The organism is Novosphingobium sp. NBM11, assembly GCF_015390225.1.
In the GTDB taxonomy this organism is placed as follows: Bacteria; Pseudomonadota; Alphaproteobacteria; order Sphingomonadales; family Sphingomonadaceae; genus Novosphingobium.
In genome coordinates this window covers 1,013,343-1,035,244 of sequence record NZ_VUOG01000003.1, presented here as the reverse complement: position 1 = coordinate 1,035,244, position 21,902 = coordinate 1,013,343, and the positions used below count along the sequence as shown (strand labels likewise).

The following is a 21,902-nucleotide window of genomic DNA, read 5'->3' as shown; positions in this document are numbered from 1 at the left end:
CTCCAATTCGCCGGAAACCTGCGAAATCGCCCGTTTAAATGAGCATTTAAGATGCATGTTGACAGAATAAAATACGACGAATATCTATTTTTGTCGTGTCGGGGTATGAGCTACAGCGGCTCGGACTGGCAAGCGGAAAGATGAAGCGAAAAGCTTCACGATCTGGAGGGAGACGAAGATGCGTAAGGCTGTTCTGATGGCCAGTGTCGCCATCGCCACGATGAACCTTTCGCCGGCTTGGGCGGAGGAAGCCGGCGCGTCGGCCGCGGAAGACGGTGTGACCGCCGGCAGCGGAGGACTGGCCGATATCGTCGTAACCGCGCAACGCCGGTCCGAAAGTCTCCAGAAGGTTCCGGTCGTGGTGACCGCGGTCGAGCCCGAAGTGCTCGAGGCGCGCAACGTTTCCACCCTGCAGGACCTGCCCAAGCTGACGCCGTCGCTGACGGTCCAGAATCAGGCGAGCAACGTCACGCCGTTCATCCGCGGCGTCGGCTCCACCGTCACCGGAGCGGGGCAGGCGGCCAGCGTCGCAACCTATGTCGACGGGGTCTATATCGCGACCCTGACAAGCGCCGCTTTCGACCTCGACAATGTCGAGCAGGTCCAGGTGCTCGAAGGGCCGCAGGGTGCGCTCTATGGCCGCAATGCGACCGGCGGCGCGATCGTCGTGACGACCAAGACGCCACGGCCGGGCGACCCCATTTCGGGCCGCTTCCGCGCGGGGTACGGCAATTACAACAATCGCGAGGCGTCGGGGATCGTTTCGGGCGGGCTTGGCGAGATGTTCGCCTTCTCCGTCAACGGGTCGATCCGCAAGCGCGACGGGTACATCAAGAATCTCAACGCTTCGGGCGCCGGGACGAGCAACGCCGACTTTTACGATCGCGATTCCAAGTCGATTGGCGCGGTTCTTGTCTTCAAGCCATCGGAGCAGTTCAACCTCGTGCTCCGCGCGCAACATTTCGAATCCGACGATCGGTCGGGTCAGGGCTATCAGGCGGTCGGGCTCGACCTCAACGTGCTGGGTACGGGCCTCAACGGATCGCAGCTTTACTATGCCGGCTTTCTGCAGAGCTTCGGCGTTTCGCCCGCCGACGCGTTCGCCGCGGCGGCGAATTTGCGCTTCAGCGGTGAACATGGCGCGACTTACGAAAACGAGGCCAACGGATCGACCCGCGGCATATTGCGGCCGGGGCCGGCGGGCTCCTTCGTTCAGCTCAATGCCGAAACCTATTCGGCGAAAGCCACGCTCGATCTCGGGTCGGTCGAAATAAGCTCGTTGACGGCATACCAGACGGCGAAGTCGTTATCGGCGACCGAGATTCTGTTCGCGGACCCGAAGAGCTATCCGGCGGGCTTTCAAGGCGGCTCCGTCGGCTTCACCGGGGATTTTCCGTCGCGCACCTGGCAACAGGAACTGCAGGTCGCTTCGGTGAATTCGCCCGTTCAGTGGATCGCCGGCATGCTCTACCTCGACGCTGCCGGCGATGTGTTGCTCACCGGCGACCTGCCGCCGCTATCGGCGCTGACCGCCGACAATCGCTGGCAGAACAGGTCCATTGCCGGCTACGGCCAGATCACCGTGCCGATAACCGACAAGCTGAGCATAACGGCGGGCGGGCGCTACACGGACGAAAAATATACCAACACCGATTTTCTGTCGCTTGCCGATCCCAGAAACGTCTTCGGTATCCCCAACCAGGGCCGACAGGAGCTGAAAGGATCGAAGTTCACCTATACCGGCCGCATCCAGTACGACACCGGCAGCATTCTGCTCTATGCGGGCGTCTCCACCGGGTTCAAGGGCGCGACCCTCTCGAACACCAATCTGCTCAGCCCCGGTGTGAAGCCCGAGACGATCACCTCGTTCGAAGGCGGGGCAAAGATCCGCTTGTCGCCCGATGCGCGCCTCAACATCGGCGCGTTCCACTACAACTATGGCAATATCCACATTGCCTATACGGACTCCGCGAGCGGATCGAACATCCTGGTCAACGGAACCGGGGCCAAGATCACCGGCGCGCAATATGATCTGCTGTGGCGGGTCTCGCCGATGTTCACCCTGCGCTCGAACGGCCTGGTCCTCGACACCAGCTATGATCGCGACGTGGAGTCGGCGGGCGGGGCCGGGGTGCTGTTCATCAAGGGCAACCGGCTGGCGGGGGCGCCGAAGTTCGTCGTCTCGCTGGGCGCGGACGTCAAATATCCGATCGGTGATGGCGAACTGAAGCTGTCGGTCGATGCATCGCACAACGCCGGGTACTATTTCGGGTCTGACTCAAATTCCGTGCAGATTTGACATTTCTGCGCTGTGTGCGGCCAACTGGATTGGGGGTCAGCAAGGAGCACACGTCGATGGCCTCGAAAGCATGGGACAGTAGCCTGCAGTTACCGGGATTAATCGTGGAAAGCCGGACTGTGATCGACGGAATCGTCGAGATGTCGGGCCGATTGGCGGCCGTGGGAGCGGATTGCCCGGATTGCGCGATGCCATCGACGTCTCTCCACAGTCGATATGACCGCATGCTTTCGGATTTGCCGGTCAGCGGCAGCATCGTCAGGCTGAGACTGTCGGTTCGACGGTTTCGGTGCACGCATACCCTTTGTCCAAGGCGCACGTTCAGCGAGCCGCTGGCGCCGCCGGTTGGCCGGCGATATGGCCGCAGGGTGGGTCGTTGCGACGCGCTAGTGCGCGCGGTGGCGGTCGCGCTGGGTGGTAGGCCGGGCTCGCGCATGATGGCGCGTCTGTCGGCGCCTTGGTCGCGCGACACGATGCTTCGAGTTCTGAGACGCAGCGATCCTGCCTCCGTGCCGCCGCCACCTGCGCGGGTGGTTGGCATCGACGACTTCGCTTGGCGCCGCGGCCACAGCTACGGGAGCATCGTGGTCGATCTCGAACGACGCGAGGTGATCGACCTGCTTCCCGATCGTCAGCGCGACACGGTCATCGCCTGGCTGCGCCAGAACCCGCAAGTCGAAATCATCTGTCGCGACTGTGGCGGATCCAGCAAGAAATCCCAAAATCTGCCGCGCTTGCCGTCGCCGAGTTCGCAACGATCCGCCTCCGGTTGCTCAAGGTCGCCGCCCGCGTCATTGAATCCGCAACGCGCATCCGCATCGCCTTCGCGTCAGCATGCCCCGATGCCGCCACGTTCAAGGCCGTCGCCACCAACCTTCGGCCTGCTCCTACATAGCCCGCGCGGCCGTGCCGCCGAACCGCAAGCCCCCCTCCATTAACCCCGAAAAGCCCATCGATCCCACCGCGGTGAAAAACACCGCCAGAGGCGCTCGTCCGGATCACATCACCGAAAACGCATCGCCACCCAACAAGCCCGGAACCTCAGTCTCATGAATAGGCCGGGCTAATCGCGAGCACGGCGATCAGAACGAGCGAGACAATCTCTATCCGGACACGGCCGCTCGCAAAAAACCAGAACGCCGTTACCGCGATCAACATCGCTCCGATCGCATGTGGGGACGGAGCAATCAAAAAACTCTCCCTGCTTGAATATCAACGGGCACCTGTAGGAACGCACTGTCGCCACGGCCGACGCGTTCCTGCACCATCACCGTCGTAGCCTGCCATTCGTCGAGAAATTCGCTGACGTGCTGTGCTGTGGACTTCGTTGACATGTGGCACGGGCTAGCACGCTTCGACATTAGCGGCGGGCAAAATATGCGAGCAACTGTGTCTTCGGTAAATCGCGGCCGAGATCAGTCAATCAGGCGCACCCATTAATCGATGAACGTAAGACAAGTTTTGAAGGCCTCAGTTTCAGCCTTGAACGGCGGCTATGGCGGCGATCGCGGCGCAATGCCCAAATGGGCGGCTCGCGGCCAAATTGTGGACATGGAGCTAACCCGCAAATCGGTCGTCCTAGCGAGCGACCTCAAGGCGTAAAATTTCCCCGTCCCTATGGCAAATGCGGACTGGCAACCCCTCGCGAATCGGGCCGCCATGTGAAGACGTAGTATTGAATCCGGCGGTCACGATGTAGTCAGAATAGCTGAATGCTATGCCTTGCACATCGAAGTGCTCGGTGTCGTGCCCGGCTGCTGGCATCGGGTGGAAATTCTGTACCGGCCCTTCAACTGTCTGACAGTTGCGACTTCGCAATGCAGCTTTCGCGCCGATTGCATCACTCAGAACCGCCCAGCCTGCGGCAACCGTCCAGAAAATTGCGAATAGGAAATAAAACCACGCAAATGGTCGAAACCAGCGCTTTGCCGGTGATGGGCGAAATCGAAGGCGATCTAACCAACTGGGACGAAAAACCAGAACACCACCGACGAGGACCAACGCCAGCCCCGGCAACACAAATGTTAGATTCCGAAAGGGTGAATCCGCCGCATCGAAGACCGTCACATAGTGCATAACGTATGGTGATCGATGCGAGCTTAAAAAGCTAGCGTGCAAGGCGCTGCCGCTAGTGTCCGCTAACCACCAACCCAGGCCACTCATCGGGCCAGCGACATCGATAAACAAACGACCGTTTCCGGCGGACGAGCTCAGGCGCCTGAACGTCAGCAATTGCGGCGGAGCTGGATGTGGGGCTGGCTTTCACCAGCCCCGGCTAGATCAGTCTCGCCAATAATCATGGCGTTCGGCGCCATCGAAAGCAGCCCGTCTCAAGACAGCACCGCTTGAAATCTGAGGCCCGAGCCGCACGGGCAAGGATCGTTGCGTCCGAGCTTCTCGATCAGCTCCTTGTCACCATGCACAATCCGCAAGCCACGCTTCACGCGCGTTTCGGACGGATAGCCCTTGCGGCGCTTAGAAGTGCGCTCGAAAGCAGGGCAGGTCGAATGGGTCGCGATTGTTTGCCATCGTGGCCTCCTGTCATTGTCGGCAGTGGCGGATAGCATGATCGCCATCGCCGATCGAGTGTCATGTAACCCCTAGCCAGGCAAGGCCTTCCGGCAGCTCTTGAGTGCTGAAATCGATCTGCAGCACACGCCGCCGCCTTGGCCTGGCGGCAGCCTCAGAGGCATGGAGGATCGGCGTGGAATAGACCCAGATATCGCCAGCCAAAGCGGTGCAGGCGATCGTGCCACAGCGATGGGCCGCTCTCTCGACTTGATTCGCCGGTACACGTCCGAATTTATGGGAACCGGGAGCGATCAGCAATGGTGCATTCGTTGAAGGCACGTCGTCGAGATGAACGCGCAGCGTGACCATCTCCGCCAAGAGGTCGAATGGCGGTGCCACGTGATGCAGGCCAGCCTTGATCGACCATGGGCCATACCCCTCCACATCCGCCTGGTGCCGAACGCAAATCGTCCGATCTTGATGCCATGCGAGGGACCAATTCGTGCCCTCCGTCTTGTCGAACAGGATAGCACGGACCGCCTTGCCCATGCCGCCTAAAGCTTGCCGTGCCACAAGCCCAATCGGCCCATGTGGCGCAACGTAGGTTTCCAGAGCCGAAAATCCACTGATCCGCACACCTGCCTGCTCTACCGGGAGAGAATCTAGGATGGCCTCCAAGTCATTCAGATGGGGGAGAGCCGCGCCCCTGAACAACTCGGCACCATGTTCGTTGAGGGTGAGACGATCGAGATCGGTATCCATCAGCATGGTCATGGCTAGGCTGGCCGAGGCTGCTTTTGCAATGGGAGAAGCTCCGATTTCGCGAATGAATGAGCGGATGCTTTCGACGAACCGCAGGATGCTCGGAAAGTCCGATATTGCGGCGGGGCCTGGCAGAATCGCCGCACCGCAGATAACTTTACAATACAGAGTAATCTGCTATGCAATTGCGTATGAACGATTTCGATTCTGCTTTGGATGACATCGCCCGCTTGCGCGAACAGCTTGCCGCCAGCAGCCGCTTTCAGGGGCTCGCGCCAGGTGTGGTGGCACTGACCGGCGCTTTGGCAGTTACGCTTGCTGCGTGGCAAGCCGCCACGAACGAGAGCAATTTGTTCATCTGGGTTCTCCTCGCCGCGATTTGCGCCTTCATGATCGGAACGGAAGCCATCATTCGCGCTCGTACCCTGCACAGGTCGATGGCCGACCGGATGCTGAGCACCACGCTCAACCGCTTCATGCCGGTGGCGGTAGCCGGGGCGATCGTGGGGATCGTAGTGCTGCTGCGCGCGCCCGAACATGCCCGCCTCTTGCCGGGCATGTGGCAATTGCTGATGGGCGTGGGCATCTTCGCCGTACTGCCGAACCTGCCACGGCAGATGAGTTGGGCGGCGGCATTCTATTTCGTGGCGGCAGCGGGATCATTGTCCCTGAGCGGTCAAGATGGTCCGCCTACTGCCTGGCTCATGGGCGTACCGTTCGGTGTGGGGCAGTGGCTTGTTGCCGCCATCTTGCATCATGCTTCCAAAGGAACTTCCCATGGCCAAGGGTGACAAAGCGCCTTTCTCCTTCGAAGGGCTGGACCGCGTTCTTCATGAGAAGGCCCGGCTCAGCATCATGACCTCGCTTGCCGACCATCCCAAGGGCCTGAGCTTCACCGAGCTGCGCGAACTGTGTGCGCTGACGGACGGCAATCTCAGCCGCCACGTTCAGATTCTGGAGGAGGCCGGCATGCTATCCATCACCAAGGGCTTCGAAGGCCGGCGGCCGCTCACGACCTGCCAGTTGACCGACGAGGGGCGCACGCGCTTCTCGGACTATCTCGGTGTTCTCGAACAGGTGCTGCGAAGTGCGAGGCGCGGTGTCCGCGCCGGTGATCTGCGGGAGAAAACGGCATGACCGGCACGCCTGCTCGCCGTGCCATCCCGGCGGACGATTCCAGCAAGCGTGACGCAGCCCCCTTTTTGCGCCAATACTCTGCATTGCAAAGTTATTATCAATACAGGATGAAGGCGCGGTATCGACAGCGGCAGGCAAGCGCACTTCTTGTCTACGCCTTTCTCCTGGCCGTCACCGGTGCATTGGCCATGGGCAGCATAATCAGTCCTGCTGTCCGCCCGATGCTGCTCGGAATGACTTTTCCGGGTGCCGGTTTCCTCCACTGGGCGACGGCCAATCAGGTGATGCTGGCTGCCGTCCTGTGCGGTGTCAGCCTGGGCGCCTTTCTTGGGGCTTTGCTGCTTTGGTTCGCAACCGGCAATGTCATTGCGCCCGTGCTTGCCTGGGCAGGCGCGGCGTTCCTTGCAAGCGCTCCAGCAAGGTTCGGCCTTGCCGATACGCCGGGTGACACTGCCTTGCCCTGGCTTATCGGGCCCGCCGTTTTGATGGCATGTCTGCTTGCCTGGCTGATGCCGGGCAAACAGGCCGGATGCGCGAAGCCTTCGACCGCGCGCTGTCCAGCGATCACCCGCGAGCCGATCGCGATTCCTGACGAACTCTCACCGGACATGATGCGGCGGATGCGCCTCCTGCTCGATCGGGCGCTGCAGCCGGCGAGACGGTTCGATGGGTTCGAATGGCGGGACCAGTTCCAGACGGCGGCCGTGCGCTATCAGGTCAATTTCATGGCCTACGCGCTGGCATTGGCGCAGCGCCGCTACGCGCCTGCCGCGTCGTGCCACTTTGCCGAAGCGCAGCAATATCTCCTGACGAAGATCGGCGATCGACGGATGTGGGGCTATTGGAGGCTGGAAAACACCTGGGGCAATCTGCGCTTCGATGGCGATCCGGTGCGGCACCAGAACATCATGTATTCCGGTTTCACCGCGCTGCAGATGGCGGTGGGCGGCGCCAGCAGGCTGGAATTGCATCATCGTGGCAAGGTGCAGTTGTCCTATGGGCTGGACCAGATCATGGCGTTGCTCGATCGGCAGTACCGCGCATCGCCTTATGGGTTGCTGGCGTGTGAGCCCAACTGGATCTATCCGCTATGCAACCTCATCACGATGGCCGGGATCAGGGCCGCCGACGGACGTCTCGGCACCGATCGCTGGCGGCAACGCGCCGAACCGTTTCTCGCCAGCCTGGACCGCGAGGCCACGCGGCGCGATGGGAGTTTCATTGCCTTCCGCTCCGCGCTTACCGGCATCGCGCCCCCGGCACCCGGCGGCATCGTCATGCAGGCCTTCCCCTGCCTGTTCCTGAACGCCCTGTCGCCCGAACGCGCGCAGGAGCACTGGTGGCGCGTCCGCCAGCGTCTCGATCACGGATCATGGCAGCGGTTGTTCTGGCCGGTAGACGTCGGCAACTACGGCTTCAGCCGGGCGTCGAGCTATGCCGCCACCGCGGCGGCCGCAGTGGAAATGGGGGACACGGCAATCGCGGGGGAATGTCTGCGACGTCTCGAAATCGAATGCCCGTCGCGCGAAGTCGATGGCGTAATTCACCGCGAACGGGCCTCGCTCTGGGCGCACGCGTTGGAAACGCTGGCCCGGAGCGGCGCTCCCGACGGGTTTCGCGAGCTTGTCGAAAGGCCGGGCCATGAACATGGGCCACGCCTCATTTCGGCTCCCTATCCCGATGTCCTGGTGGCGCGCGCCATGTGTGAGGGACGCAGCCTGAAACTCGTGCTTCATCCAGGCCGTGGGACTTTGAGACCGCTCCTCGAGTTCGAAGGCCTGATACCGGATCGGCATTACCGTACGGGAATCGATGACCAGCCCTTTCTCAAGGCGGATGCGGGAGGGCGGGCATTGCTACGCCTGCAATTGGCGGGCCGAACGAGTCTGTCGCTGGATCCCGTGGTCTGACCCGCGCCATGATCTGCTGCACGATCTTCGCTGCCCTGTTAGGTCTCTTCATGCGCCCCTTCGTCCGGTTGCGAACGAACCCTTTGGCCTGGCGCCCCGAGCACCAGCCTGTCGTGAGTGATCCGCCTTTGCGCGCCACCGGCCGATTGCAGAGTTTCTCCCATGCCTTCGCCGGCCTGGCGTTCCTGGTGCGCAACGAGCCCAATATGCGCATCCACCTCGCCGCCGCCCTATCCGCCGTGATTGCCGGTTTGAGCTTGCACCTCAGCCTCTCCGAATGGCGATGGTTCATTTTTGCGATTGCGCTGGTGGTCGCAGCGGAGGCGCTCAACACGGCCGTCGAGCAGGCATGCAACGCCGTCACGCGCGGCTACCATCCCGCTATCAAGGCAGCGAAGGACGTGGCTGCGGGCGCGGTGCTGATCTCGGCCATCGCCGCCGCGCTGATCGGTGCGACCATCTTTCTGCCGCACGTAATTCCAGCGCTTGCGAGCGGGAACTTGCCCTCCCGCAATTGGATATGTGGTGATCCAGGTGATGCATAAACGAACCTGAACCAACGGAAGGTTTCAGGCGGCTCTTCGATGCCCGGCTACGACTGCTTTGTTGGCGACAATCCCCCGAGCGTGTCGCCGACTTACTGGCGGCGGCTATCGCCATCGCCTCTCAAAAACTGACTTGTGTTCGCGCCGTTTGTCCTTCCGTAAGCGGTCATTCACAAAGATCGGGCAACCTGTCCTTCCGGCTGACTATATGGTGCGTAGATGCTTTGTTCGATCCGCATAATGTCCGCTCTCCTCGCTGCATGCTTGGCAACAAGTGCTGCAAACGCTTCACCGCCCATAGCACCTTGGTGTGATAGCAGCACGGTTCAAATTGCCCCCATCGGTGAAGGCCCCTTAAAACTCACCAATGTCCGGTGCTTTGAGCTACCATCCAATTTTGCTGGGTACGGAATGCCCTTCCAGCCGTCTCCCGACAGCAACTATTTTTTCCAGTTCGATTTGAGCACAGGACTGACGCTGGGCGGCCTAGAGGCAGGAACACCGCTCCAACATTTCGATGCCGACATTGCACTAGGTAACATCGAGTACTTCGAGAATCCGTTCCAGTGGTTTCACGATGGTCGTTCCGTGCTTGGCGTCACCCAAGACGTTATGAAGCCAGGCGGCGGCTGGATGTTGGGACCGCTACGGCCGTTTCTGGCTTCCGTCGATGGTAAGATCCGGATGCTTCCATCTTTAGTTAACGAGGCTGGACCTCTCGATGAGTTACATTGGGTAGGGAATCGTGGCTTGGCCATTGCTCTGTTCGGAGCGAAGGGGGCATATTATCGGCCTGAGCATATCGATCCGCAACCGACGATCGCGCTGGTCGACGCGCTCTCGGGACGAGTTATTCAGCCCGTTCCACTTGCTGATCTCGTTCCGGATGCTTCGCGAACAAACATCAATCATGTGTCGTCACGGGTCGACGAAAGAGGCCGCATTGAGGCCGTGATAACGCTCGCGCCGGGGCGGTGGATATTCTGGCGGCAGGGATCGGCACCCCGTCAATTGCCGATTAGCGTCAATCCTTGGTCGACGAGGTTCACACTCAGTCCAGATGGTCGGACGGTCCTGACAATGCGGAATTTAACTGCAAGCGGATCGATTTGCGAGCATAATCCAAATTGCCCTATACCGACGCCCAACACAGGGCCGATCGCCGAGTTATACGACCTGAAGAGTGGAAAGATTATCTGGGCGATCACGGGGACAGCGAAAGATTTTTCCAGCTACGGCCCGCCCGTAATCAGCCCGGATGGTCGCTATGCTTTGATCACCATGCCCGACCGTGATCAGAATTCTCGCAATTTCTCTTTGCCCAACACTGTCGCATTGGTCGCCATGGCAACGGGCAAAGTGCTACAACGGTTTCCGAGTTCGTCGCCGTATATCTCGCCCATTGGATTTTCCAACGATAGCAGAGATGTCTGGGTCAGCGTCGGTCGGCGATTGACAACGTATTCGATCGTGGAATGAGTTGATAGGGGCGTGCGCTTTTAGCTTCTAACAGATGCCGTTCCGGAAACCCCGCCATTGCCGCCGATCGGCTATGCATACGGCCGCACTGTCTGCCGCCGTTCGCCGCCTCTCCGTAGAAGATGAACGAAGGAGCGGTTTTGTGGTCGGTCTCCAGGCCCTGCAACGTCTTCTTTCGCGGCGACTATCGCCCTCCCTGTGTTATAATCGGCCTATCCGGTCACGCCAACTTTGCGGACTTAACAGCACAACAACCTGGCGCGCGTTAAGGCAAAGGCGGCGGCGGTCTGCACCTTCACTGAGCCGCAAGAGCCCCAAGACGGGCAGCGCTGCCAACAATTGCAACGGAGGGAGTTTGCCTTGCAGCGGGCGTGGTCGAGCGGCTAACCTTGCCCTGCGGCTCATTTTCAGGTGACGCACCAGCTTTGCGCGAGGGTTGTATGTTCGATTTCCTGAAAAAGCAGTTCATCGATGTTATCGAATGGTTCGAAAGCCCCGGCGAGATCGCTTGGCGCGTGCCTTTCAAGGATCAGGAAATCCAGCACGGAGCGCAACTCACGGTACGCGAAGGGCAGATGGCGGCCTTCATCAACGAAGGGCAGCTTGCCGACTATTTTGGTCCCGGATTGCATACGCTGGAAACCGCGAACCTGCCGATCCTCACGAATCTGATGCATTGGGACAAGGGTTTCAAATCCCCGTTCAAGTCCGACGTGGTGTTCTTCTCACTCAAGGAGCAACAGGGCCTCAAATGGGGAACGGCCCAGCCGGTGACGGTGCGCGATAGCGAGTTTGGCGCGCTGCGCCTGCGTGCTTTCGGATCCTATTCCTTTCGGCTGAGCACGTTGGCCCCGTTCGTTTCACGCGTGCTTGGTACGCTGGGCGCGGTTTCGGTCACTTCGCTCGAACCGCAGCTGCGGGCAGCGATCCAGACGTCGCTCGCTACCGCTCTCGGCGGCAGTGGCATCGCTTTCCTTGATCTTGCCGCAAACCAGCAGGCGTTGTCCGACCGGATCAAATCCGAAGTCGACAAGGCCTTTGCGCAATGGGGCCTCGAATGCCTTTCGTTCTATGTCGAAAGCATTTCGCTGCCCGAAGACGTGCAGGCGCACCTCGACAAGGGCAGCTCGATGCGCGTGCTGGGCGATCTTGATCGCTATACCAAGTTCCAGACGGCCGAAGCGATCGAGAAGGCCGCGGAACAGGATGGAGGCATGGCGGCCCTTGGCGCAGGCTTGGCCACGGCAACCGCGCTGGGAGGAGCGATGGCGCAGTCGGTTTCCCACGCGTCCACACCCACACCGGGCGCTCAGGCGCAAGAGGACCCGTTCGCGCTCATTGAGAAATTGCACAAGCTGGTTACTGTTGGGGCCCTGACACAGGAAGAGTTCGACGCCAAGAAAGCCGAATTGCTCGCGCGGATTCGCTAGGCTGCCGGTAAGGGGTTGGATGTGCTGACCTGTCCTTCCTGCGGTGCCGCGGTGCCCATGCGCAGCGCGGCAATGCCCTATACCACGTGTCCCTATTGCCGATCGCTACTGCTGCGGCAGGGCACCGATGTCCGGCGGACAGGCGAAGTGGCGGAACTGCCCTTCGATGTTTCCCCCGTCCAACTGCGCATGCGCGGACGCGCCGATGGCGTGGCCTTCACGGTGGTGGGGCGTGTCCGCTGGGGATGGCAGGAGGGATCGTGGAACGAATGGCTGCTGTTGCTGGACGATGGCAGCCATCGCTGGCTGGGGGAGGCGATGGGCATGTTCATGCTCACCGCCGAGCATGCCGAATTGCTTGATGATCCCGCCGTCCGTCGTTTCGCCGATCAGGGCACGATCGCGCTCGGCACGACGATCGAGGCTGGTGGCTCCGCTTTCACGGCGATGGATATCAAGGAAGCGCATTGTCTGGGCAGCGAAGGCGACCTGCCGTTCTCGACGCTGCCCGATGTGGTGATGACAAACGTGGATTTCCGCGCCCCGGACGGCAGCGCGCTTTCGCTCCAGCGCGAGGCCGGCGGCGTGACGACAGCCTGGCTGGGCCGCTACGTCTCGCTGGGGCAGCTCGAACCGACGCATCTCAGGCAAATCGAGGGGTGGACGGTTCCCGAGGTTCTTCCATGATCGCCGGACGTACCCTGCAGTGTCCGTCCTGCGGTGGCTCGGTCAGGGTTCATGCCGTGGGCTACACCGTGACGGTGGCATGCCAGTATTGCGGCTCGGAACTCGATGTCGCGCACCCCGATGTCCGCCTGATCACCGAATACCATCGCGACGCGACCCGCCTGTCGCTGCCCCTCGGCAGCCGGGGCATGGTGTTCGGAACCGAATACGAGGCCATCGGCGCGCTCGAGCGGACCGACGGCGATGCGGCGTGGACCGAATATCTGCTGTTCAATCCCTATGCGGGATACCGCTGGCTTGTCGACTATGACGGGGAGTGGACCTTCGGGGTAATGCTGGTGGACCGCCCGGATGGCGATGCCGAGACCGTCACCTGGCGCGGAGCCCGCTTCACCCGAGACGGAGCCGCGCAGACGATCGAGACTACCCGCGTGCATGGCGAATTCTACTGGCGCGCCTGGGCGGGGGACAGAGTGGAAGCCGTAGCCTTTGAGCGTGGCGATGAAACGCTTTCAGGCGAACGCACCGGCGACGAACTGACATGGACGCATCTGGTGCCCGTGCCGCGTCGCGATATCGGGCAGGCTTTTGGCCGGGATGATGCAACTCCGCCCCGGGTTTCGCCATCCGGCGGGGGAGTGGCATCCCGCGCTGTCGCGAATTTCGCCCGGATGCCGGCCAGCGATGAACGTGATCTGGCGGCCATGCTGGGGCTGGCCTTTACCACAGTGGCGATGATCCTGATGGTCATGGCATTCCTGTCCGGCCCGGTCACCAGAGCGTACACCCGGGTGCAGGTGCCCATCGGCGCCACTCGCGAAGGGTTGAAGATCGGCACGATCACCGTATCCCGATCATGGCAGTTCGTTACCATTACCGCCGACTCCGAAAACTTCACCAACCGCTGGGTCGATCTCGATTACAGTCTGGTCAATCGCGCAACGCAGCAGTCGATCGATGCCTATGGGCTGGTCGAATTCTATGCCGGCCGGGATTCGGATGGTTCGTGGACCGAGGGAAGCCATCATGCGCGCACGCTGGTGTCCCACGTGCCGCGCGGCACCTACGATGTCTATGTCGATGCCAGCGCCCATGACTGGCCAAACGATCCCGCGCCGGATGCGTCCAATCCCTGGGGCATGTCGGAAACGACGAGCGTGTGGATAGAAGCAAGGACAGGTGGCGTACCCTGGGGCAATTTCTGGACGATGGTGGTCTTGCTGGCCGCGGCACCGTGCATGATGCTCTGGTGGCGGCTGCGGAACGGGGATAGCGAATGACCAGGCGCCTGTTCCTGTTCACCGCGTGGTGCCTCGTCATGCTGGGAGGCGCCGTTGCCTCCACTCTCACCGCCTGGTCGCCCTTTGCCGATGACGAGCGCGAACAACATTCCGGGCCATCCGGCCCTTCGCATAAGTAGCCGCAACCAAAGGAGCCCGCCCAGTGCTTAAGCTCGACATTCTTCTGGCCACAGTCCTCTATGCCGGGCTGGGCATCGTGATCTTCATTGTCAGCTTCGTGCTGGTGGACAAGCTGACGCCTGGCGAACTCTGGCGCGAGATCATCGAACGGAAGAATACCGCCGTGGCTCTGCTGGCCGGCGCGGTGGCGATCGGAATCTCGAATATCATCGCTGCAGCCGTGCATGGATGATGTGCCGCCGGCCACGGGGGAGGATGCCAAGGCACCCGCCTCGCTGGCCGTAATCCTGCTCGTTTCGGTGCTGGTCGTCGCGACGTGCGGCCTGATCTACGAATTGCTGGCGGGCACGCTTGCCAGCTATCTGCTGGGCGATAGCGTAACCCAGTTTTCCACGGTGATCGGAACTTATCTGTTCGCCATGGGGGTGGGCAGCTGGCTTTCCCGCCACGTCCGCCGTGATGAGCTGGGCGTATTCGTCCGGGTGGAGATTCTGATAGCCGCGCTGGGAGGCTGGTCGGCCGCCGGGCTGTTTCTGCTGTTTCCGATCGTCGAGGATTTCCGCATCGCGCTCTATGCGCTGGTGCTCGCGATCGGGGTGATGGTGGGGCTGGAGATTCCGCTGCTGATCCGCATCCTGCGCCACCGTTTCGCCTTTCGCGAACTGGTCTCCAACGTGCTGACCTACGACTATGTCGGCGCGTTGATCGCCTCGCTGCTGTTTCCGCTGGTGCTGGTCCCCCGTTTGGGCATGATCCGCACCGGGTTCGTGTTCGGGCTGGCCAATGTCGGCGTGGCGCTGGCGCTGCTGTTTGCGTTGCGGGGAACGAGACGGATTGGCGGCGATCTGGCCGCCGCCCTGGCCGTGGTCGCCAGCCTGATCGCGGGTCTTGTCCTGGCCGACCGCATCCAGCGCTGGTCTGAAGTCGCCTTCTACAACGAACCGGTGATCTATGCGCGCTCAACGCCCTACCAGCGCATCGTGCTGACGAGGCGTGGCGACGACATGCGGCTCTATCTCAACGGCAACCTGCAATTCTCGACGCGCGACGAGTACCGCTATCACGAGGCGCTGGTCTGGCCCGTCCTGGGGCGCGTGGCGGATCCGCAATCAGTGCTGATCCTGGGCGGGGGCGATGGACTCGCAGCCCGCGAAGTGCTCAGCGATGCGCGGGTCAGGCACGTGACGCTAGTCGACCTCGATCCCGAGATGACGCGTCTGTTCCGCGATACGCCGCAGCTTGTCGCGCTCAACCGGGCGTCGCTGTCATCCCCGCGGATAACGGTGGTCAATGCGGACGCCTTCCGCTGGGTACGGCAGGCCAGGGACCGCTACGATGCGGTAATCGTCGATTTTCCCGATCCCACCGAATTCTCGCTCGGCAAGCTCTATACGGAAAGCTTCTATCGCGAGGTTGCCCGGCTGCTCGCCCCGGCCGGCGTCATGACCGTGCAGAGCACATCGCCACTGGTCGCGCCGCGATCCTACTGGACGGTGGCCAGCACGCTGGAGGCCGCGGGCCTCTTCGCGCGCGGATATCATGCCTACGTTCCCAGCTTCGGCGAGTGGGGATTTACGCTGGCCGCGCACCATCCGCCGGGGGATGCGGTGACGCTGCCGGCGCGGATGCGCTTTCTGACGCCGGCCAGCGAACGCGCGATGTTCGATTTTCCGCCCGATATGGCGCGACGGCCGACCCCGGTGAACCGGCTCGACAACCAGGCGCTTGTGCGTAGTTTCGCGCTCGAATGGGGGCGGTACGATGGCTGAGGCCGATGGTTAAGGCATCGCGACGTACGATCATGGCCGGAGCAGCGGCGGCAGCGGCAGCAGGGGCGCTGACGCTGGAAGGCTGCGCAAGGGAACCGGCGCTTGCGGGCGAGCTGGGCGGTGCGGACTGGCGGCGCGGCCATGCGCTGCGCGATCGGCGTTTCCCCCAACCGCAAGGACCGGAAGAGCATGTGGGCGTGCTGATCGCGGGCGGAGGCGTGGCCGGCCTTGCCGCCGGCTGGCGACTGGCCGAGGCCGGCATGACCGATTTCGCACTGCTGGAACTGGAGGATTCCACGGGCGGCAACGCCCGGTCCGGTCACAATGCCATCAGCGCCTATCCCCTGGGCGCGCATTATCTGCCTGTTCCGAACCGGGAGGCCAAGGCCCTGCGCCACATGCTGCGCCAGTTTGGGATCATGACCGGCGAAGCGCCGGACGGTGCGCCGATCTATGACCCCTATCAGCTCTGCGCGGATCTGGAGGAGCGCCTGCTCTGGCACGGCGGTTGGCAGGAAGGGCTGTTCCCGCAGACGGGTCTCTCCGCCGCCGATCGCGCGCAGCGTAGTGCATTCGACCGCGCGATGGACGAATTCCGATCGGCGGCGGGTGCGGACGGCCGCCCCGCTTTCGCCATACCCATGGCTTTTTCCAGCACCGATCCGCGCTTCACCGCGCTCGATACGATCAGTTTTGCACACTGGCTCGATCAAAAGGGATGGTCCTCCACGCCGCTGCGGGCCTATCTACGCTATTGCTGCCGCGATGATTATGGAACGGAGCCCGAGCAGGTTTCGGCATGGGCGGGCGTCCACTATTTCGCCGCACGGCGCGGGTGGGCGGCGAATGGCGACGGGGATCGCGAACTGACCTGGCCCGAAGGCAACGCGCGGTTGGCGGGATTGATGGCCGGCCGCATACGATCCGCGATCCGCACCGGGCATTCCGTCTTCCGCGTGGAGCGCGACGGCGATGCGGTGCTGGTCGACAGCTTCGACCATGCCCGACAGCGCAGCACGCGGATTAGGGCCCGCTGCGCGATCCTGGCCATGCCCCATTTCGTTTCTGCCCGCCTGATGCCGAGCCAGACGCCGGCGGGCAGCTTCAGCTATGCCCCGTGGATTGTCGCCAACGTCAGCGTCAGCCGCCAGCCTCGTGGCAAGGGCGTGCCGCTGGCCTGGGACAACGTGTCCGCGGGCAGCGATTCGCTTGGCTACGTCGTCGCCACGCACCAGTCGTCGGGGGCCGGCGACGGGCCGACGGTGCTGACCTGGTACATGCCGTTATCGCGCCAGTCTCCCCAAGAGGCGCGCAGGATCATGCTGTCCCGCCCACTTCAGGCGTGGCAGGCTGTGGTGCGCGACGATGTGCTGACCATGAACCCCGATCTTGCCGACGCCATTGAACGGATCGACATCTGGCAATGGGGCCATGCCATGATTCGTCCCGTCCCCGGCTTTCTCAGCGATCCGGTCCGCAGGACCGCTGCCTCTTCACCACCCCCGATACTTTACGCGCATTCCGATCTCAGCGGCCTGTCGTTGTTCGAGGAAGCCCATCACCGGGGCATCGTGGCTGCCGAAGCCGCGATGGCGCATGTGGCCCATCCGTTCGAAAGCCTGATCTGATATGCAGTACGAGTCCGTTCGAGGCCTGCACTTGGTAGCCGATATCGCGGGCGCTTCCGGCCTGGGAGACCTGCCGCTGATCGAGGCCGTGCTGCGCGAAGCGGCGCAGGCGGCGCGCGCCACGGTGCTGGACGTGCGTCTCCACCATTTCGGCCCGGGCAAGGGTGTGACCGGGGTGGCGCTGCTGGCCGAATCCCACATTTCGATCCACACGTGGCCGGAGCATGGCCTTGCGGCCGTGGACATCTTCGTCTGCGGTGCGGCGTCCGACGCCCATGCCGGTCTGGCGGTGCTCGAAAACCGATTGGGTGGGGCCGTCGTCCTTGAAAGGGAAATCGTGAGATTGCAGACGAAATCAGGATAGCCTTTCCCTGAACCACACCGCCACTTCGGCCTCGGTCAGCGAACCGCTTGCCAGCGCCAATACCATGTTGATGGCCTGCTCGGGGGCAAAGCCGATCTGCACATCGTTCAGCGCGAGGAACAGGCGCGCCAGCACCCAGGCAGTCCGCTTGTTGCCATCTGTGAAGGGATGATTGCGCGCCACGCCATAGGCATAGGCCGCAGCAAGTTGGCAAAGATCGGTTTCGCCATAGGCCCATTGATTGCGCGGGCGTCCCAATGCCGATTCCAGCGTTGAAGCATCGCGCACGCCGATCGGCCCGCCATGCTCGGCCAGTTGGCGGTCATGTATCGCTAGCGCAAGTTCGGTCTCGATCCAGACCGGCTCGGCGATCTGCGCCATGTTACTTGGCCAGCACGCGCAGGATATCCCTGTCCTCGCGCATGATCTGTTCCGCCAGCGCCATCTTGGCCTCGAAGGAAGGATCCGACGCCGTGATCCGGATCCCATCGGGCGTTTCCGACACATACAGCGTGTCGCCCACGCCAGCACGCAGCTTGGCAAGCAATTCCTTGGGCAGGACGACACCGGCAGAATTGCCGATCTTGGTGATCTTGAGACTGGCGTTCATACTATTGTTATAACATCGAGCGCGAATTGCTCAAGAGGCGTATCCTGAGCCCGGCCACGTTGGCCATCAGGAGAAGCAAATGGGACATTCCGATCTAGACCCCGCCGTGCATGAACGGCGCCCTTGGAACGCCGGGCAGAATGTGGGACCCAAGCGACCACTGCGGCCGCGCGACATTTGGGCCATCCGGTTCTACCTCGATGAGCACAAGCGGCTGCGCGACCGAGCCCTGTTCGACCTGGCCATCGACAGCAAGTTGCGCGGGTGCGATCTGGTGAAGCTGCGCATTGGCGATCTCGTCAGCGGCGGGGCCATTCGCAACCGGGCAACTGTCATTCAGCAAAAGACCGGTCGTCCGGTTCAATTCGAGATCATGGCTGAAGCGCGCAAGAGCCTGCTGGCTTGGCTGGAGCGGCGGAAAGGCTCTCCGAACGACTTCGTTTTCCCAAGTCGAGTGGATTACATGGGCCATATCAGCACCCGCCAATATGCCCGCCTGCTCGATGAATGGGTTTCGACTGTAGGCCTCAACAAGCAGGAATATGGCACGCATTCCATGCGCCGAACCAAGGCTGCGATAATCTACAAGGCAACGGGCAATCTTCGGGCTATCCAGATACTGCTCGGGCACACCAACATCGAGCACACGGTCCGCTATCTCGGTGTCGACGTAGATGACGCCTTGACGCTGTCTGAGAGAACGGAGCTTTGACCGAGGTACCGGCCCATCGGGCGATCGGTGGGCCGGTATACATGGTATGAACGAACGGGCGGTTTCGACGCACCAACCGTGGACCGCCAACGTCCGATATCGCGGCGGCAGATGGCAATAGGATGGCGCTGGGTCCCGAAAGCCTGTGATTGAGCAATTTGGCCGACACTCACCGCTTTGCGTACATGATCCGCAGCGTGGCGAACAAGCGGCGGACAGCTTCAGGATTGACGGCCGGCTCGTTGTCGTTGAGGCGAGCATAGGTCGTCATGAGCAGTCGCTTCGTGCCGTTCGCGGTCATCGCACAGACGCCGTCCCGCGAGACGCTGACCGGCAACGCCGTGCACCAAAAGGCGGGGCCTTCCCCCTTGCTGCCGGTTCGTGCCGCGACGCCGATCGGAGTATCGACGAGCTTGCTGGCTTTCACCTCCAGCATTGTTGCGGCATCGTCAGGGGCGGTATTGGCGGCGACGACCGGCGTGTCGTACAGATAGACGTCTATGGCCGGCGCGCCGGCGTAAACGATCCGCGAACGGGCGATCCAGTCGGCGCTGCTGGGAGGATCGAGCTCCACTTCCTGCCGGGTGACGCGTTCGGCCCCATTGCCGCTGCCCACCGGCGGAAGCGTGCTGGCGAGAGCCCGTGCGGTGAAGGCACGCTTCCCGCTCGACGCCCCGACGGTTGTCTGGCGCACGCCGGCAGAGGAACCGCCAAGAGTGCCGAGCGCTTCCTGGGCAAGGTCCACCGTGCGATTGTAGCTATCCTTGTCTTTGCCCAGGTCCAGCTGGCCTAACGACATTGTCGCGCCGGGATCAGGCGCCGGAACACCATGCCCCCCTGTTTCGGCGGGATGGCTCTCGTTCGCGGCAACCGTCGTGTTCCCGGCATTGGACGAGGGGTGGCAACCCGCCAGCAAGGCGATTGCGACGATGCTCGGATGCACTCTCATTTCGATCGCCTTATTTTCTTTGTACAACTATATTGTTATAAGAATGCATGGTGCTCCGCAAGAGGGAACAGGGCGCTTCACGCAATTACAGCTTGCGCGCCGGCTGATCCGTTGAAACAAGGAAAGCCGACAAAGGCCGCGCGCTTTCGGGGGTGAAAATGCGGTGGTTCAAGCAGATACTCGCGTTCCTGTCGCTTTCGGTGATCGCGATCCCCGCGCTTGCCGAAACCGATCATCTGAAGCGCAGCGTCGTGCGGGTGGTCACGCTCGCGCAGACAGCGGACGGTGTCGTCGTTGTCGGCCACGGCACGGGCTTCGCGGTCAGCCCGAGCGACATTGTAACCAACGCCCATGTCGTTGAAGACTATCTTCAGCTCAAGGCACAAGGCACCCCGGCTGCGCTGTGGGTCATACCGGCGCGCGGCGGAAAGCCGCTCGACGCCTCAGTCAAGGCTTTCGACCGCGACGGGAATGATCTGGCGGTGGTGAATATTGGCGAGGCCACGATTCCCCGCGCCACGCTCTATGGCGGTTCGATCAGCGGCGATCTCGAGGCTGCCGCCCTTGGCTATCCCGGAAATGTCGATCGCGCGCGCAGCGTTGGCGCGGACGGCACCGTGAGCCCGAGCGCGCCCGAAGTGCGACGCGCGCAGATCACCTCGGTTCGCGACAGTGGCGCGCCCTGGAACGTGGACAAGGGCGTCCTGGTCCACGATCTCGCCACGGCGCCCGGGGACTCCGGCGGGCCGATCTCCGATCTCTGCGGCCGCGTGTTGGGCGTCAACGAGTCCGGTACGAAGACGGGGGAATCCGGAGCGAATTTCGGCTTCGCAATTACCGGCGCGGATCTGCGCGCGTTCCTGGGCGCCAACGGTATCCAGTATGCCAGCACCATGCAGCCGTGCCTGAGCGACCGGCAGGCCACGGAACGCCAGGTCGATGCGATGTTCGCCGCCACCAATGCCGCCATGGCCAAGCTTCGCGACGCCGAGGCGGCCGACAAGGCGGCCGAGAGCATCAGGCGCGGCAAGACGATCCTCTGTGCATTGGCGCTTCTCGTCGTGGCCGCGCTCGCGGCCTGGCGCTGGCGCAAGGACGATCGGCGTGGAGCCGCCATCTTCGGCGCGTTTGCGGTGGCGGCTCTGGCCGGCATCGTCATCGTTCAGCGTTCCCAGACCTCTGCCGCCGCACCCAACGTCCTGGCGGACACCGGCGACGCGACCTGCGCACTGGACGATCAGGCAAGCCGCATCGTCTTCGACACCGATGACAACAATCGGAAGACTGCCATCTCCCTGCTTGCCGGCCAGTGTTACGGGTCGGGGCGCAAGCTGTTCGCGCGCAACGGCGCCGTCCTGACAAACGTCAATATCGATACCGCGGACGAGAGCGTGTCGGTGTCATCGATCGACAAGGCGTCAGGGCGCTTCGAGTATCGCAATTATCTGCTCGAAAGCGAGCCTTTCGCGGCCGCGAAGGCGGCGCTCGAGAAGACGCCCGCGCAGGTCTGCGATGCGAGCGGCAAAGGCGGCGATCCCGCGCTGGCAGCCCGGCGCGTGAGCGAGGTTACCGCGCTGCTGCCCAAAACCCCCACCGAGACGATCATCTGGAATTGCAAGCCCGATTCCAAAAATCCGCCGGCGAAATCTGGCGCATGAGCGCCAACTTCGCCGGCATCGGACAGATACG

22 protein-coding genes and 2 pseudogenes are annotated in these 21,902 nt (G+C 62.3%); 18 read left to right on the top strand and 6 right to left on the bottom strand.

What is annotated here, in order from left to right:
- The first annotated feature begins 178 nt into the window (after window positions 1–178).
- The 3 genes and pseudogenes from F1640_RS24720 to F1640_RS25645 all read left to right on the top strand — a co-directional run.
- Window positions 179–2,299: a TonB-dependent receptor gene (locus F1640_RS24720; protein ID WP_194922074.1), complete on the top strand. Its 2,121-nt coding sequence runs from the start codon at window positions 179–181 to the stop codon at window positions 2,297–2,299.
- A 56-nt stretch (window positions 2,300–2,355) separates the two neighbouring features.
- A pseudogene (locus F1640_RS25935) lies at window positions 2,356–2,934 on the top strand (transposase family protein); the annotation flags it as partial.
- Window positions 2,935–2,993: 59 nt separating this feature from the next.
- A pseudogene (locus tag F1640_RS25645) lies at window positions 2,994–3,194 on the top strand (transposase); the annotation flags it as partial.
- 683 nt (window positions 3,195–3,877) lie between these two features.
- Here F1640_RS25645 and F1640_RS24710 read toward each other — a convergent pair.
- The 3 genes from F1640_RS24710 to F1640_RS24700 all read right to left on the bottom strand — a co-directional run bounded on the left by F1640_RS24710 (window position 3,878) and on the right by F1640_RS24700 (window position 5,584).
- Window positions 3,878–4,366, bottom strand: a complete 489-nt coding sequence (locus F1640_RS24710; RefSeq protein ID WP_194922070.1) for a hypothetical protein — start codon at window positions 4,364–4,366, stop codon at window positions 3,878–3,880.
- A 263-nt stretch (window positions 4,367–4,629) separates the two neighbouring features.
- Entirely contained in the window at window positions 4,630–4,875 is a 246-nt protein-coding gene (locus tag F1640_RS24705) for an SEC-C metal-binding domain-containing protein (protein ID WP_206694953.1), read from the bottom strand.
- A 13-nt stretch (window positions 4,876–4,888) separates the two neighbouring features.
- Entirely contained in the window at window positions 4,889–5,584 is a 696-nt protein-coding gene (locus tag F1640_RS24700; protein WP_309229359.1) for a phytanoyl-CoA dioxygenase family protein, read from the bottom strand.
- Between the two features lie 179 nt (window positions 5,585–5,763).
- Here F1640_RS24700 and F1640_RS24695 point away from each other — a divergent pair, with 179 nt between their 5' ends.
- The 13 genes from F1640_RS24695 (at window position 5,764) to speD (ending at window position 17,942) form a co-directional block, all read left to right on the top strand.
- Entirely contained in the window at window positions 5,764–6,363 is a 600-nt protein-coding gene (locus F1640_RS24695) for a hypothetical protein (RefSeq protein WP_194922068.1), read from the top strand.
- Window positions 6,350–6,709, top strand: coding sequence for a transcriptional regulator (locus F1640_RS24690; RefSeq protein WP_194922066.1), 360 nt, complete (start codon window positions 6,350–6,352; stop codon window positions 6,707–6,709). The genes F1640_RS24695 and F1640_RS24690 overlap by 14 nt, the downstream gene beginning before the upstream one ends.
- A 233-nt stretch (window positions 6,710–6,942) precedes the next feature.
- On the top strand, window positions 6,943–8,619 hold the full coding sequence (locus tag F1640_RS24685) for a hypothetical protein (RefSeq protein ID WP_194922064.1): 1,677 nt from the start codon (window positions 6,943–6,945) through the stop codon (window positions 8,617–8,619).
- An 8-nt stretch (window positions 8,620–8,627) separates the two neighbouring features.
- Window positions 8,628–9,164, top strand: a complete 537-nt coding sequence (locus F1640_RS24680) for a diacylglycerol kinase family protein (RefSeq protein WP_255530716.1) — start codon at window positions 8,628–8,630, stop codon at window positions 9,162–9,164.
- Between the two features lie 411 nt (window positions 9,165–9,575).
- Window positions 9,576–10,643, top strand: coding sequence for a hypothetical protein (locus F1640_RS24675; RefSeq protein ID WP_194922062.1), 1,068 nt, complete (start codon window positions 9,576–9,578; stop codon window positions 10,641–10,643).
- 440 nt (window positions 10,644–11,083) lie between these two features.
- A complete protein-coding gene (locus F1640_RS24670) occupies window positions 11,084–12,073 on the top strand; it encodes an SPFH domain-containing protein (protein WP_194922060.1) in 990 nt (329 codons plus the stop codon).
- A gap of 57 nt (window positions 12,074–12,130) precedes the next feature.
- Window positions 12,131–12,760 carry a DUF4178 domain-containing protein gene (locus F1640_RS24665; protein WP_206694952.1) on the top strand — a complete coding sequence of 210 codons (630 nt, stop codon included), beginning with the start codon at window positions 12,131–12,133 and terminating at the stop codon, window positions 12,758–12,760.
- Window positions 12,757–14,040, top strand: coding sequence for a DUF4178 domain-containing protein (locus tag F1640_RS24660; protein ID WP_194922056.1), 1,284 nt, complete (start codon window positions 12,757–12,759; stop codon window positions 14,038–14,040). Before F1640_RS24665 ends, F1640_RS24660 begins: the two co-directional genes overlap by 4 nt.
- Window positions 14,037–14,180, top strand: a complete 144-nt coding sequence (locus F1640_RS24655) for a hypothetical protein (RefSeq protein WP_194922054.1) — start codon at window positions 14,037–14,039, stop codon at window positions 14,178–14,180. Before F1640_RS24660 ends, F1640_RS24655 begins: the two co-directional genes overlap by 4 nt.
- 23 nt (window positions 14,181–14,203) lie before the next feature.
- Window positions 14,204–14,413 (top strand): DUF350 domain-containing protein, encoded by a 210-nt coding sequence (locus F1640_RS24650; protein WP_194922052.1) that lies wholly within the window; start codon window positions 14,204–14,206, stop codon window positions 14,411–14,413.
- Window positions 14,406–15,950 (top strand): polyamine aminopropyltransferase, encoded by a 1,545-nt coding sequence (locus tag F1640_RS24645; RefSeq protein WP_194922049.1) that lies wholly within the window; start codon window positions 14,406–14,408, stop codon window positions 15,948–15,950. The genes F1640_RS24650 and F1640_RS24645 overlap by 8 nt, the downstream gene beginning before the upstream one ends.
- Window positions 15,951–15,955: 5 nt before the next feature.
- Window positions 15,956–17,578 carry an NAD(P)-binding protein gene (locus F1640_RS24640; RefSeq protein WP_194922047.1) on the top strand — a complete coding sequence of 541 codons (1,623 nt, stop codon included), beginning with the start codon at window positions 15,956–15,958 and terminating at the stop codon, window positions 17,576–17,578.
- Between the two features lies 1 nt (window position 17,579).
- Entirely contained in the window at window positions 17,580–17,942 is a 363-nt protein-coding gene (speD, locus tag F1640_RS24635) for an adenosylmethionine decarboxylase (protein ID WP_194922045.1), read from the top strand.
- Here speD and F1640_RS24630 read toward each other — a convergent pair.
- Window positions 17,934–18,323, bottom strand: coding sequence for a type II toxin-antitoxin system death-on-curing family toxin (locus F1640_RS24630; protein WP_194922043.1), 390 nt, complete (start codon window positions 18,321–18,323; stop codon window positions 17,934–17,936). The two genes, speD and F1640_RS24630, sit on opposite strands and share 9 nt — an antisense overlap.
- 1 nt (window position 18,324) lies before the next feature.
- Window positions 18,325–18,552 (bottom strand): AbrB/MazE/SpoVT family DNA-binding domain-containing protein, encoded by a 228-nt coding sequence (locus F1640_RS24625; protein ID WP_110760987.1) that lies wholly within the window; start codon window positions 18,550–18,552, stop codon window positions 18,325–18,327.
- Window positions 18,553–18,631: 79 nt separating this feature from the next.
- Here F1640_RS24625 and F1640_RS24620 point away from each other — a divergent pair, with 79 nt between their 5' ends.
- A complete protein-coding gene (locus F1640_RS24620) occupies window positions 18,632–19,264 on the top strand; it encodes a tyrosine-type recombinase/integrase (RefSeq protein WP_194922041.1) in 633 nt (210 codons plus the stop codon).
- A gap of 169 nt (window positions 19,265–19,433) precedes the next feature.
- Here F1640_RS24620 and F1640_RS24615 read toward each other — a convergent pair whose 3' ends face one another.
- Window positions 19,434–20,213 carry a hypothetical protein gene (locus F1640_RS24615; RefSeq protein WP_194922039.1) on the bottom strand — a complete coding sequence of 260 codons (780 nt, stop codon included), beginning with the start codon at window positions 20,211–20,213 and terminating at the stop codon, window positions 19,434–19,436.
- 158 nt (window positions 20,214–20,371) lie between these two features.
- On the opposite strand from F1640_RS24615, the gene F1640_RS24610 reads away from it, so the two are divergent.
- Window positions 20,372–21,871: a serine protease gene (locus F1640_RS24610; protein ID WP_194922038.1), complete on the top strand. Its 1,500-nt coding sequence runs from the start codon at window positions 20,372–20,374 to the stop codon at window positions 21,869–21,871.
- Window positions 21,872–21,902 lie beyond the last annotated feature (31 nt).

Bases quoted from the DNA above. Each gene is read 5' to 3' on its own strand.
- F1640_RS24720 (WP_194922074.1), top strand. From the start codon at position 179: ATGCGTAAGGCTGTTCTGATGGCCAGTGTCGCCATCGCCACGATGAAC.
- F1640_RS24705 (WP_206694953.1), bottom strand. From the start codon at position 4,875: ATGGCGATCATGCTATCCGCCACTGCCGACAATGACAGGAGGCCACGA.
- F1640_RS24700 (WP_309229359.1), bottom strand. From the start codon at position 5,584: ATGACCATGCTGATGGATACCGATCTCGATCGTCTCACCCTCAACGAA.
- F1640_RS24695 (WP_194922068.1), top strand. From the start codon at position 5,764: ATGAACGATTTCGATTCTGCTTTGGATGACATCGCCCGCTTGCGCGAA.
- F1640_RS24690 (WP_194922066.1), top strand. From the start codon at position 6,350: ATGGCCAAGGGTGACAAAGCGCCTTTCTCCTTCGAAGGGCTGGACCGC.
- F1640_RS24685 (WP_194922064.1), top strand. From the start codon at position 6,943: ATGACTTTTCCGGGTGCCGGTTTCCTCCACTGGGCGACGGCCAATCAG.
- F1640_RS24680 (WP_255530716.1), top strand. From the start codon at position 8,628: ATGATCTGCTGCACGATCTTCGCTGCCCTGTTAGGTCTCTTCATGCGC.
- F1640_RS24675 (WP_194922062.1), top strand. From the start codon at position 9,576: ATGCCCTTCCAGCCGTCTCCCGACAGCAACTATTTTTTCCAGTTCGAT.
- F1640_RS24670 (WP_194922060.1), top strand. From the start codon at position 11,084: ATGTTCGATTTCCTGAAAAAGCAGTTCATCGATGTTATCGAATGGTTC.
- F1640_RS24665 (WP_206694952.1), top strand. From the start codon at position 12,131: ATGCGCAGCGCGGCAATGCCCTATACCACGTGTCCCTATTGCCGATCG.
- F1640_RS24660 (WP_194922056.1), top strand. From the start codon at position 12,757: ATGATCGCCGGACGTACCCTGCAGTGTCCGTCCTGCGGTGGCTCGGTC.
- F1640_RS24655 (WP_194922054.1), top strand. From the start codon at position 14,037: ATGACCAGGCGCCTGTTCCTGTTCACCGCGTGGTGCCTCGTCATGCTG.
- F1640_RS24645 (WP_194922049.1), top strand. From the start codon at position 14,406: ATGGATGATGTGCCGCCGGCCACGGGGGAGGATGCCAAGGCACCCGCC.
- F1640_RS24640 (WP_194922047.1), top strand. From the start codon at position 15,956: ATGGTTAAGGCATCGCGACGTACGATCATGGCCGGAGCAGCGGCGGCA.
- speD (WP_194922045.1), top strand. From the start codon at position 17,580: ATGCAGTACGAGTCCGTTCGAGGCCTGCACTTGGTAGCCGATATCGCG.
- F1640_RS24630 (WP_194922043.1), bottom strand. From the start codon at position 18,323: ATGGCGCAGATCGCCGAGCCGGTCTGGATCGAGACCGAACTTGCGCTA.
- F1640_RS24625 (WP_110760987.1), bottom strand. From the start codon at position 18,552: ATGAACGCCAGTCTCAAGATCACCAAGATCGGCAATTCTGCCGGTGTC.
- F1640_RS24620 (WP_194922041.1), top strand. From the start codon at position 18,632: ATGGGACATTCCGATCTAGACCCCGCCGTGCATGAACGGCGCCCTTGG.
- F1640_RS24615 (WP_194922039.1), bottom strand. From the start codon at position 20,213: ATGAGAGTGCATCCGAGCATCGTCGCAATCGCCTTGCTGGCGGGTTGC.
- F1640_RS24610 (WP_194922038.1), top strand. From the start codon at position 20,372: ATGCGGTGGTTCAAGCAGATACTCGCGTTCCTGTCGCTTTCGGTGATC.